This window comes from Streptomyces sp. NPDC034111 (assembly GCF_055575375.1).
This window is the reverse complement of the sequence record NZ_JBVIST010000008.1, coordinates 247,342-258,723: the sequence shown is the minus strand read 5'-3', so window position 1 is coordinate 258,723 and position 11,382 is coordinate 247,342. Positions and strand designations below refer to the sequence as shown.

Genomic DNA, 11,382 nt, shown 5'->3' with positions numbered 1-11,382 from the left:
TTGCGGCCGAGTTCCTTGCACAGCGCGTCGGTGCGGGTGTCCTGCCAGACGATCGCGTTGTGGACCGGCTCACCGGTGTTCTTGTCCCAAAGGACGGTGGTCTCACGCTGGTTGGTGATGCCGACCGCCCTGAGGTCGGCACGGGTGATTCCGGCCTTGCCGAGGGCGCCGGCGACCACCTCCTGGACGTTGGTCCAGATCTCACCGGCGTCGTGCTCCACCCACCCCGGCCTGGGAAAGATCTGCGCGTGCTCCTTCTGGTCGACGGAGACGATGCGGCCGTCCCGGTCGAAGACGATGCAGCGGCTGGAGGTGGTGCCCTGGTCGATCGCGGCGATGAACGGGCCGGCGGTATGCGCGTCGGTCACGGTGTGTGCTCCTGGAGCGGCTCAATACGGTGCGGGGGCGGCGGGGGCTCGATGTACAGGGAGGCCAGCCGGTGCGGGCCAGCGACGATTCGCCTCGTCGACCGCACCCAGACATGGCCCCGATCGGAGCGACGCTGCCCCGATTCCCGTCCGCTGTTCGACAATGTCGACCACTGGACGGCAGTCTTATCGGACCTGGGAAAGACGTCAAGGGGTTGCTCACCGGTAACCTCGGCGTCTCCTGAGAGCCGGAAGGGCGTGACGCCGCCTGGTCAGCCGGCCGGTTTGAGCCGTGATGATGCCAGCGGCGCGCACACTTCCGTGCTGGGCTCTCCGCCCTCCGGGCGGTGCAGCGTGATGCGTACGTCCTCAGGTTCGGCGCGTCGTCTCATGGCGACGGCGTCGGCGGCCGTGCAGACGAGCTGGCGGACCGCGGTGCGGTTGGCCGTCCAGCCGGGGGAGGGGTACACATCAGCCGTGGTCCGTCCCCGTAGGAGGGCAACTGGCGCGGGGGTGCCCGGCGGGATGGCGCTGACCAGGCCGCGGGTCCGCTCGGCCGGGTCGGGGCCGGCCACGAGCCGGTCCATGGCGGCCCGGATCGTGTCGGGGCCGCGGTACGGGCGGGAGACCCGTTCGAGACCGAGAGGCGAGGAGAAGTAGACGTGCACCACGTCCGGGCGGCCTCCCGGGAGGGGCAGTCCGGAGGCGGGCGCTCCGGCCCCGCCGGGGCCCGTGTCGTCGATCCCGCAGGCCGTCAGGGCCGCCAGGCACAGGGCGAGCAGCGGCCCGTACACCGCGCGGGGTTTCATACCGGCTCCCGGGGCAGCGTGAGGGTGAACACCGCTCCGCCACCAGGGTCGTTGGCGACGGTCAGGGTGCCGCCGTGCAGGCGCGCGTTCTCGGCCGCGATGGCGAGGCCCAGCCCACTGCCCTCACTGCGGGTGCGGGCAGCGTCGCCCTTGGTGAAGCGGTCGAAGACATGCGGCAGAACATCCCCCGGGATACCGGGTCCGCCGTCGGCGACGCTGAGGACGAGCCGGTCGCCCTCGGCCCGGGCCCGGATGTCCACCGGTGCCGTCGGGCCGCCGTGGCGCAGGGCGTTGCCGAGGAGGTTGGCGAGGACGACATCGATGCGGCGCGGGTCGAGCCGGGCCCGCAGTCCGCTCGGCACATCGACGCCGACCCGGTCCTGCCAGTGCCGCAGGGCGAGCGTCTTGCGGACGAGTTCGCCGACGTCGATCTCGTCGAGGTCCAGGACGGCGGCACCCGCGTCGAACCGGGAGATCTCCATGAGGTCCTCGACCATGCGGACGAGCTTGTGCGTCTCATCGGCGACCAGCGCCAGCGCCTCGGCGGTCTCCGGGTCCAGCGCCCCGGAGGCGGCGTCCTCGTCCAGGACACCGGTGACGGCGGTCATCGCGGCGAGGGGGGTGCGCAGTTCATGCGAGACGTCCGCGGCGAAGCGGCGCGCTCTGGCCTCCATGGCACGCAGGGTGGCGGCGTCGGCCTGGAGGGTCGCCGCCATGGTGTTGAACGTGCGGCCGAGGTCGGAGAGTTCGTCGTCGCCGGTGACCCGGATCCGGGTGTCGAGGGAGCCCGCCGCCATGTTCTCGGCGGCCGAGCGCAACTGCCGTACCGGGCGCAGGACGCGCCGGGCCGCGAGCAGCGCCGGGACGACGGACAGCAGCACGACGGGCAGGGCGCCGGCCCGCGCGGCGGAGACGAGGCTGGCGACGTCCCGGGCCTGGTCGGTGAGCGAGAAGGACGCATAGATCACCAGCCCGGACGGCTCGGACGGGCGGCCGGCGCGCATGACCGGCAGGGCGATGGCCAGCCAGGGTTGCCCGGCGTGGTGGAAACGCTGGACGACGGCGGTACGCGCCGAGGAGGCGGTGCGGCGCACCGGCTGAGGCAGGACGGGCGCGGGCCCCGCGGCGGAGACCAGCGCGCCGTCGCGGTAGGCGGCCGCGGTGCGCCAGTCGCGGGAGCCGCCGGCCCGGTCGAGCTGGAGCGTCAGGGTGCGCAGGTCGGCTTCGGTGGGCGGGGACGGCAGGTCGGGGGCCAGGGAGCCGGTCTGGGTGCGCAGGTTGTGTACGGCGCTGTCCCGGGCGCGGTCCAGGATGGCGTCCCGTGCCTGGCGGTAGGTGAGGGCGGCGGCGGTGAGCGCGCTGAGGGAGGAGACCAGGAGGAAGGCGACGACGAGGCGGGTGCGCAGGCCCCGCCGGAGGAGGCGGCGTCTCACAGCGGCCCGAAGCGGTAGCCGAAGCCGCGCACGGTCTGGACGTAGCGCGGGTTGCGCTGGTCGTCCTCGATCTTGGCGCGGAGTCGTTTGACGCATGCGTCGACGAGCCGCGCGTCGCCGTAGTAGCTGTGCTCCCAGACGTGTTCGAGGAGCTGCTGACGGCTGTACGTCTGCCCCGGGGAGCCCGACAGGAAGAGCAGGAGCTTCAACTCCGAAGGGGCGAGCGTGAGTTCCCGGCCGTGCTTGCACACCCGCACCGCGCTCGGGTCGATCTCCAGATCGCCGTGGGCCAAGGGCTCGTCGCGGCGGCCGGGCCGGGGCTGCGAGGGGGCGACCCGGCGCAGCACGGCGCGCATGCGCGCTTCGATGACGTCGCTGCTCGCGGGTTTGATGATGTAGTCGTCGGCGCCCACCTCCAGACCCACCACGACATCGATGTCGTCACCGCGGGCGGAGAGGATCACCAGGGGCACCTGACTGGTCTCGCGGATGACCCGGCACACCTCCAGGCCGCTCATACCGGGCAGCATCAGGTCGAGCAGCACGAGGTCCGGCGCGAACGGTGCGAGCGATTCCAGCCCGTCCTCGCCGGTGCCGACCGCCTCCGTCTCATGGCCGTTGCGCCGCAGTCCGAGCGTGACGCCGCGGCGCACGGCGGGATCGTCCTCGATCAGCAGGACGCGTGTCATGGACCGGCCCCCTCCTTTCCTTCATCGCCCATCCTCCCTCCAGAACCCCGTAAAGGGATGAATAGGGTGTCGAACAGCGACATATTGCCGGGGCGTCAGCCGGCCGGGGGAGACGCCCCTACCGCCGCCGCCACACCGGTCTCGTCGCACATAACCGTCCAGGCAGCCGCGGAGATCCCCGACTCGTAGACACGTACGACAACGTCCTCGGGCCGCTTTCCGCCCGGGATCCCCGGTGCTGCGGCTGCCGTGCACACCAGCTGGTTCACCGCCGCCGCGTCCAGCTCCGACACGAGCCACGGCAGGTACAGGGCGACCGTGCCGGGCGCCGTCGCCTCGGCCCGGATCCGGTGTGTCCCGGCCGGCAGTGCCGTACGGAGACCGCGGGCCCGTTCGCCGCGGGTGGGGCCCGCGACGAGCTTGTCCAGCGCCGTCTGGGGTCCGGCACCGGCCGGCGCGGGACGGGCGACGGGCCAGCTGCCGTTCGGGGCGACGAAGTACGCCCGCACCCAGTGGGCGGTGCCCGCCGTGCGCCCCCCTTCGGCCGGCGCACCGGCCGCCGTCGGGCCGGCGTCGGGGACACCGCAGGCGGCGAGCGCCCAGGAAGCGGCCAGCAGAACCACGGCGGCGCGGCACGGCCGCCACCCGGCTCCGGCCAGCGCCTTCCACGCCACGCCCCACCGCACCTTTCCCGTGCCGTCCGGCCTGTATCGCTTTATCCGCATACACCCCAGTCTCTCCGCATGCCGGCCGGTACCCGCCCGCCGCCGCCTCACCGCGCTACCAGCCGGTCCAGGTCGACCGTCCCCGCACCGGGCTGCGGCCTGGGGACGGCCGCCCACACACCGGCCGCCACGGCGACGGCGACGGCGAGGGCCAGCAGGCCGCGGCGGCCGGTCGCCCAGCGCGCCCGGAACCGGACCGGGTCCTCCACCACGACCTTCGTGAGCCAGGCGGCCAGCAGCGACATCCCGATGGCCACGGCAGTGCGCCCCCACCCGCCGACCCCGAACACCGTCTGCGGCAGCAGCAGATACACCGGCCAGTGCCACAGGTACAGGCTGTACGACAGCTCCCCGAGTCCTCGCGGGATGGCGCTGCCGGCCAGCCGGCCGGCGCGCCCGTCCGGAGCCCGGGCGAGCAGCGCGATCAGTACGGCGGCCGCCAGGGAGTGCGCGAACATTCCGCCCTGGAAGAGGCCGGGCGCGTTCTCGCCGTCCGTCAGCACCCAGGCGGCGCCGATACCGCACACCAGCACCGCGCAGACTCCGTCCGCCACATATCCAGGCACCCGGGCGACCAGGCGGCGGACCGGGGCCGTGGCCGCCAGCGCGCCGAGCAGCAGCGAGAACGCCCGGGTGTCGGTGCCCTCGTAGGCCCGCGTGGTATCCACGGCACCGCCGTACCGGAGCATCAGCGCGAGCGAGACCAGCGCCCCCACGCCGGCGAGGACGGCGACCCGCCGCTGCCCGCCCCGGCCCCGCCCGGCGAGCGCCACCACCACTGGCCACACCAGGTAGAACTGCCACTCGACGGCGATGCTCCACAGATGCGCGAAGACGCGGGTGCCGGAGGCGTCCCAATACCCGATCTGCTCGACGATGAAGTGCCAGTTCACGGCCTGGGCCGCGACCCACGGCGCGTCGTCGAGCGCGAAGAGCAGGACGGACGCGGCCCCGAAGGCCCAGGTGAGCAGGAGGGTGCCGACGCCCATAACGGCCAGCGCGGGCAGCAGGCGGCGCGCCCGTCGGCCCCAGAAAGCGGTCAGGCCGACCCTGCCCCGCTCCGTCGCCTCACGCAGGAGCAGACCGGTGATCAGGAAGCCGGACAGCACGAAGAAGAGGTCGACGCCGAGAAAGCCGCCGCTCAGACGCCCGGCGTGGAAGAGCAGGACGGCGACGACGGCCAGTCCGCGCAGTCCGTCGAGCGGGGCGAGGTGGGCGGTACGCGAACGGCCGGGAGCGGGCCCGGCGCGCCGGCGGCGGTGCGAACGCGGCGCGGACAGGGACGGAGAGGAAGACATGGCGGTCCTCGGGGTCTGCGCGGCGCGGGTCAGCGGCAGTTGAGCTTGGCGTACCGCTGGTTTCCGGTCCACGAGCCGGTGGCCCACTTCTCCGGGGCGGCCGGAGTGAAGCCGTAGGCCTTGCCGAGCTGTTCGGTGAACCACTTGGCGAACGCGGCCGAGCCCTGCTGGCAGGAGTGGATACCGTCGGACGAGCGCTGGGCCTTCTCGGCGCCCGGGTCGGTGCCCCACAGCGCGGAGGCGTCGAGGAACCGGACCTTGCCGCCACTACGGTCGGCGACCTCCTTGGCCGCCTTCGGCGCGCTCGCGATCGCGCTCTCGTACTTCTTGTAGAAGTCGCCGATCTTGAACGGTGGGGCCGGGACGAGCACCAGCTCGGCGCCCGCCTTCTGTGCGGTCTTCGCGAGCTTCTCGTACGAGGCCCGCTGCTGGTCGGCACTGCCCCAGTCGTAGGTGGTGACCTGGTAGGCGATCACGTCCGGACGGAAGGACTCGACGTTCTTGCTGAGGTCCTTCCACGTGGACGCCGCGATCGACGCCGCCATTTTGTCGCCCTCGACGACCGTGCCGCCGCCGTCGGATGACGCGTCCTTGAACTCCAGACCGCTCGCCTTCAGCGCGGCCTCGAGAGGCGGAGCCTCGGCCCCCGCTATGGAGTCGCCCATCCAGAGAACTCTCTTCCCCTTCTGTGCCGTCTTCTGATCCACCGCCTTCTCCCCGTCGTCCCCGCCGCCGGCCGTCCCGCAGCCGGCCAGCACCGCGCCGGCCACCGTCATGACAGCGAGGAGGACGACCGGCGCGAACCGTCGGCCAATGCGGGGCCGGTGACGATGACCGGGTTGAGGGGCGGCGGTCCAGGAAGAAATGTCCTTGTTCATGCCCCGAGGAAATCAGCACACCGGCCCGATCGGCCGGGCGGTCATCTACCGGTCACACAACGAGAAAGGGGCAGTCACACGGGCACGGGGAACAGCACCGCGGTCCGTCGCACCGGCAGTGCTCCCCGCTGCCGGACGGGCAGCCCTTCTGCCTCTGCCAGAACCGGGCTCAGGAGCTGGTGCAGTCCGGAGAAGGCGAGCTCCGCCTCGGGTTCCGCGCCCTCGGCCCTCAGCGGCGTCCCGAGCGCTCCTTCAGCAGGCGCAACAGCCGCGCGAACCCCTCCGTTTCCGCCCCACCCTGCTCCCCCTATTCATTCCACCGTTCCAGAACAGCATTCCAGGGAGCGGCCATTTCCCCAGGTCAGCGCCTGTTTCAGCATTCCGGCTTCCCTCATTGTTCCGGATCGGTTGGCACCCGAGCGCAGGCCACGCACGCTGTGGTGAGCACCGCCGAGACGGAAGACGCCAGCCGAACCCGCTGGTGTCTCAGCGACGTTGTCGCCCTCGCTGTACTGGCACCTGTGCCGCGGTGGTGGTCTCGCTGATCAACCACCCCTGAAACCACGTTCAAGGAGAAGCCGTATCACCATGCGCACCATCCGATCCCGCACCCGTACCCGTACCGCAGTCGCCGCCTCCGCCGCCGTACTCGTGGGCTTGTCCCTGTCCGCCTGCCAGAGTGCCTCCGATGCGGTGTCCGGCACCCCGTCCCCGGCCCGCACGGAAGCCGGCGCTACCACGAGCCGGCCGGGCGGCGAGGCCGGCGAAACCGGTACGGCACACGGAGAACGACCCGGTACCGGAAAGAGCGGAGACAACGGAAAGGGCAACGGAAAGGGGGGAGACAACGGGAAGAACCAAGGCACCGGGAGGAATCAAGGCACCGGGGACGGCGCGTCGGCCACCTGTACGGGAGAGAACACCAAGGCCGTTGTCAGCAAGGTTGCCCGCCCCGTCAATCACTTGCTCCTCACGATCACCAACACGGGATCACGCGCCTGCCACGCCTACTTCGCACCCCTCCTGCGCTTCGACGACGAGCAGGCGGCGACCCGCATCATGGAGGAGAGCAAGCCGCAGTCCGTCGTGACCGTCGCGCCGGGTCGGTCCGCCTATGCTTCGATCCTGCTCAGCGGCGAGGGCGGCGGTGACTCCGGCGGCCGCACCGCCCAGCGCCTCACGGTGTACTTCGCACCGCGGAGTGGCTCCGGTTCAGTGGGCACCCCCCTCACGCTCGCCCTGCCCGCGGGCACACACAAGGACGACAACGCCGCGGTCACCTACTGGCTGGGCTCGGCGTCCGACGCGCTGACGTACTGACGTACTGAGCCTGGTCCGAGGTGCCTCCCGTGAGCTGAACGCCACCATGGCCGCGGTCAGCGCCGGGGCCGCCGCCGACCGCCAACCGCCGGGCCACACACACCTGCTGTGATGCCGTGCACCGTCCCCCCCGCACATCCATCTCCCAGTCCGCCCGGTTCACCGTACTCGGACTCACGAACCCTTGTGCTCGTTTCTGTTCTAGATAACACTCTCAATGACCCTCAATGCACAGAAGCGCGCACCACTGAACATGTTCGAACCTTGAGTGACGGTCGGTCGAGCCGAGGAGAGCAGACATGACGCAGTTCAGCCGACGTAGATTTGTGAGCGCGGCCATGGTGGGGGTCGCGTCCGCGGGTGTCGCCCTCGGCAGCGGCCGTACGACCCTCGCCCAGGCCGACAGCCCACGGGGGCTGACGATCCGCGGGAACGAATTCCTGCTGGACGGCAAGCCGTTCCGGATCCTCTCGGGTGCCTTCCACTACTTCCGGACGCACCCCAAGGACTGGCGCGACCGGTTGCTGCGGATGCGGGCCATGGGCCTGAACACGGTGGAGACCTACGTCGCCTGGAACTTCCACCAACCGCGCGAGAAGAAGGCCGACTTCACCGGATGGCGCGATGTCGCCGCGTTCGTACGGACCGCGGACGAGGTCGGGCTCAAGGTGATCGTGAGACCGGGACCGTACATCTGCGCGGAATGGGACTTCGGCGGCCTGCCGGCCTGGCTCCTCAAGGACAAGGACGCGCCGCTGCGCCGCTCCGACCCCGCCTACGAGCGGGCGGTTGACGCCTGGTTCGCCGAACTGCTGCCCCGATTCGTCGATCAACAGGCCACGCACGGCGGGCCCATCATCGCCATGCAGGTCGAGAACGAGTACGGCAGCTACGGCGACGACCATGCGCATCTGGAACATCTACGGGACACCATGCGGGCGCAGGGCATAGACAGCCTGCTGTTCTGCTCCAACGGGGCCACCCAGGAAGCGTTGAAGAACGGCAGCCTTCCCGACCTCCTCTCCACCGTCAACTTCGCCGGGGACCCCACCGGACCCTTCGCCGAACTGCGCGCATTCCAGCCGGACAAGCCCCTGTTCTGCACGGAGTTCTGGGACGGCTGGTTCGACCACTGGGGAGAGCACCACCACACCACCGACCCGGCGCAGACCGCCGCCGACGTGGAGAAGCTCCTCGAAGCGGGAGCGTCGATCAACTTCTATATGGCGGTGGGCGGAACGAACTTCGGCTGGTACGCGGGTGCCAACCTGAGCGGCAGCGCCTACCAGCCCACCGTCACCAGCTACGACTACGACTCCCCGATCAGCGAATCCGGCGAACTCACCGAGAAATTCCACAAGGTGCGTGACGTGCTGGCCAAGTACACCACCTTGCCGAGCACGCCCCTGCCGGCCACGCCGCGCCGCATGCCCGCCCAGAAGGTCGCCGTCCGCGAATCGGTGCCGCTGATGGACGCGCTCGATGCGCTGAGCACTCCCGTACGGCACATCACCCCCGTCCACATGGAGGCACTCGGGCAGCCGTACGGACTGATTCACTACCGGACTCGGGTGCGCGGGCCGCAGGGGACCAAGAGCCTGAGGGTCACGGGCCTGGGCGACCGTGCGTTGGTGTTCGGCGACGGTAAGCGCATAGGCACCTTCGACCGCAACCAGCCGGACCACACCGTCGACTTCACCGTGGCCGGCGCAGCCAGCACCCTCGACCTCCTGGTCGACCCCACCGGACGGGTCAACTTCGGCCAGGGCCTCAATGACCCCAAGGGAATCAACGGCAAGGTCCTCCTCAACGACAAGGAACTGAGCGACTGGGAGATCCGCCGACTGCCTCTCGACAACCTCTCCGCCCTGAAGTTCGCCGGCGGAAACACGCCAACCGGCCCCGCGTTCCACCGCGCACGTCTCCATGTCGACACCCCCGCCGACGGCTTCCTCGCCTTTCCGGGCTGGGACAAGGGCATGGTGTGGCTCAACGGGTTCGCGCTCGGCCGCTACTGGTCCCTCGGGCCGCAGGTCACCCTGTACGCACCGAGCCATCTGTGGCGGCGGGGACGGAACGAGCTCGTCGTCTTGGAGATGGAGCGCACGGGCGACCGGATCGAGCTACGGTCCGAGCCCGACATCGGTTAGGTTCGCGCGCCGGTCGGGTCGGGTACCTCCTCCGCCCGTACGTCGTAGGTACCGCTCCCGCACCCCACCCGCCGCGCCGTACCGCCATCCGGCGGGCCGGCGCGGCGGGGCAGCACACCTACGCCTGCTCCTGCCCCTCATCACGGGTGTCCGGGGCACCGTCGGTAGAGGTGCCGGGATCGACGGACTGCTCGGCCAGTTCGGCGGCCCAGGTGGTCGACCAGTCGACGAGGGGGCTGAGCGCTGTGTGAGCCTCTCGTCCCAGCGCGGTGAGGGCGTAGTGGCCGTCCGGGGTTTGGTGCACCAGGCGTGCCTCGATCAGCTCGACGAGGCGTTGGCGCAGCACGCTGGAGGACATGTTGCCGCAGCGCCCACGGAGGGCGCGGAACCCCAGGGCGCCTTCGTGCAGTTCCCACACCACTCGCAGGCTCCATCGTCGGCCGAACAGATCGAGCGCGGCCATGAGGGGGCGTCCGGTGGTTGAGCCACGTACCGGCCGTCCTGGTGTCGGTGTGGCCATCGCGGTCCTCCTGCGTTCCTTCAGGTCCACAGCCCTGGCGATTCGGTTTCCGAAACACTAACATCGCCCGGTGATTCGGAATCCGAAACGCTCCACCAGGGAGGACAGCATGACGGCGTTGACCACGCCTCTGTGCCGGCAGTTGGGAATCGAGGTGCCCGTGGTGCAGGCGCCCATCGGCTCTGCGGTCACGACAGACCTGGTGGCTGCGGTGGCGGACGCGGGCGGGCTCGGCACCCTCGCTCTGACGTGGGTCACCACAGGAGAAGCGGTGCGCAGGATCCGGGAGGTTCGGCGGCTGACGCCGAAGCCCTTCGCCGTGAACTTGGTGCTGGACTTCCCGGTCGACGAGCTTCTCGACGCCTGCCTGGCGGAAAGCGTGCCGGTCATCTCGACGTTCTGGGGCGATCCCTCAGCCGTCGCCGAACGCGTGCACTCGGCCGGCGCCGTTCACCTCCACACCGTCGGTTCCGTCTCCGAGGCCGAACGCGCCGTTGCCGCAGGCGTCGATGTGATCGTGGCCCAGGGGTGTGAAGCAGGCGGCCATGTGCGCGGGGAGGTGACCACGATGGCGCTCGTGCCCGCGGTCGTGGACGCCGTGCACCCGGTGCCCGTCATCGCGGCCGGCGGTATCGCAGATGGGCGTGGGCTCGCCGCCGTACTGGCTCTCGGGGCCCAAGCCGGATGGCTGGGCACCCGATTCCTGACGGCACGCGAGGCGGCCACGCACGAGGTCTACCGCCAAGCCGTGATCCGGGCGGCGCCACAGGACGCCGTACACACACGGTGCTTCGACGGCGGCTGGCCCAACGCCCCGCATCGTGCACTGCGCAACTCCACGCTCAGCGCCTGGGAGGCCGCGGACCGTCCCGCCGCACCCAACCGTCCCGGAGAAGGCGCCGTGGTGGCCCGGAGCGCCGACGGCCGTGCCTGGCCGCGTTACGAGGACATGGTCCCCGTCCCCGGCATGACGGGCGACCTGGAGGCTCTCGCCCTCTACGCGGGCCAGAGCGCCGGGCTCGTCCACGACGTCGCCCCGGCGGGCCGCATCGTGGCGGACATCGCCGCTCGTGCCGCAACCCTCATGGGGCGGACACGGACACCCTGACGCTGCGCCCACAGCAAGCCTCGGACCCCCGGCTGGCCATGAAGCGGGCGATGCCGAGGTAGTGAGGGGCATATGAGGCATCGA

At 70.9% G+C, this 11,382-nt stretch carries 11 protein-coding genes; 3 read left to right on the top strand and 8 right to left on the bottom strand.

Translation table 11 applies throughout. The features are described from left to right. From ACZ55A_RS21145 to ACZ55A_RS21115, 7 genes are all read right to left on the bottom strand, one after another. On the bottom strand, nucleotides 1–368 hold a 368-nt coding region (locus ACZ55A_RS21145), incomplete at its 3' end, for an FGGY family carbohydrate kinase (protein ID WP_468842057.1). A 272-nt stretch (nucleotides 369–640) separates the two neighbouring features. Further along, the gene (locus ACZ55A_RS21140) at nucleotides 641–1,177 is read right to left on the bottom strand and encodes a GerMN domain-containing protein (RefSeq protein ID WP_468842055.1); all 537 of its coding nucleotides are present in this window, start codon (nucleotides 1,175–1,177) and stop codon (nucleotides 641–643) included. Beyond that, nucleotides 1,174–2,610, bottom strand: coding sequence for an ATP-binding protein (locus tag ACZ55A_RS21135; RefSeq protein WP_468842053.1), 1,437 nt, complete (start codon nucleotides 2,608–2,610; stop codon nucleotides 1,174–1,176). The genes ACZ55A_RS21140 and ACZ55A_RS21135 overlap by 4 nt, the downstream gene beginning before the upstream one ends. Then, complete coding sequence (locus tag ACZ55A_RS21130) at nucleotides 2,607–3,299, bottom strand: winged helix-turn-helix domain-containing protein (protein ID WP_468842050.1); 693 nt, start codon at nucleotides 3,297–3,299, stop codon at nucleotides 2,607–2,609. The genes ACZ55A_RS21135 and ACZ55A_RS21130 overlap by 4 nt, the downstream gene beginning before the upstream one ends. Nucleotides 3,300–3,394: 95 nt before the next feature. Beyond that, entirely contained in the window at nucleotides 3,395–4,024 is a 630-nt protein-coding gene (locus tag ACZ55A_RS21125; protein WP_468842047.1) for a GerMN domain-containing protein, read from the bottom strand. Between the two features lie 47 nt (nucleotides 4,025–4,071). Next, nucleotides 4,072–5,322: an acyltransferase family protein gene (locus ACZ55A_RS21120; protein WP_468842045.1), complete on the bottom strand. Its 1,251-nt coding sequence runs from the start codon at nucleotides 5,320–5,322 to the stop codon at nucleotides 4,072–4,074. Nucleotides 5,323–5,351: 29 nt separating this feature from the next. After that, nucleotides 5,352–6,200 carry an SGNH/GDSL hydrolase family protein gene (locus ACZ55A_RS21115; protein WP_468842042.1) on the bottom strand — a complete coding sequence of 283 codons (849 nt, stop codon included), beginning with the start codon at nucleotides 6,198–6,200 and terminating at the stop codon, nucleotides 5,352–5,354. 588 nt (nucleotides 6,201–6,788) lie between these two features. Between ACZ55A_RS21115 and ACZ55A_RS21110 the strand changes: the two genes are divergently transcribed. After that, nucleotides 6,789–7,520: a DUF4232 domain-containing protein gene (locus tag ACZ55A_RS21110; RefSeq protein ID WP_468842039.1), complete on the top strand. Its 732-nt coding sequence runs from the start codon at nucleotides 6,789–6,791 to the stop codon at nucleotides 7,518–7,520. 299 nt (nucleotides 7,521–7,819) lie between these two features. Next, nucleotides 7,820–9,670: a glycoside hydrolase family 35 protein gene (locus tag ACZ55A_RS21105; protein ID WP_468842036.1), complete on the top strand. Its 1,851-nt coding sequence runs from the start codon at nucleotides 7,820–7,822 to the stop codon at nucleotides 9,668–9,670. A 118-nt stretch (nucleotides 9,671–9,788) separates the two neighbouring features. Here ACZ55A_RS21105 and ACZ55A_RS21100 read toward each other — a convergent pair whose 3' ends face one another. After that, on the bottom strand, nucleotides 9,789–10,190 hold the full coding sequence (locus ACZ55A_RS21100) for a winged helix-turn-helix transcriptional regulator (protein ID WP_468842033.1): 402 nt from the start codon (nucleotides 10,188–10,190) through the stop codon (nucleotides 9,789–9,791). A 70-nt stretch (nucleotides 10,191–10,260) separates the two neighbouring features. On the opposite strand from ACZ55A_RS21100, the gene ACZ55A_RS21095 reads away from it, so the two are divergent. Beyond that, nucleotides 10,261–11,298 carry an NAD(P)H-dependent flavin oxidoreductase gene (locus ACZ55A_RS21095; RefSeq protein WP_468842030.1) on the top strand — a complete coding sequence of 346 codons (1,038 nt, stop codon included), beginning with the start codon at nucleotides 10,261–10,263 and terminating at the stop codon, nucleotides 11,296–11,298. The last annotated feature ends 84 nt before the right edge of the window (nucleotides 11,299–11,382 follow it).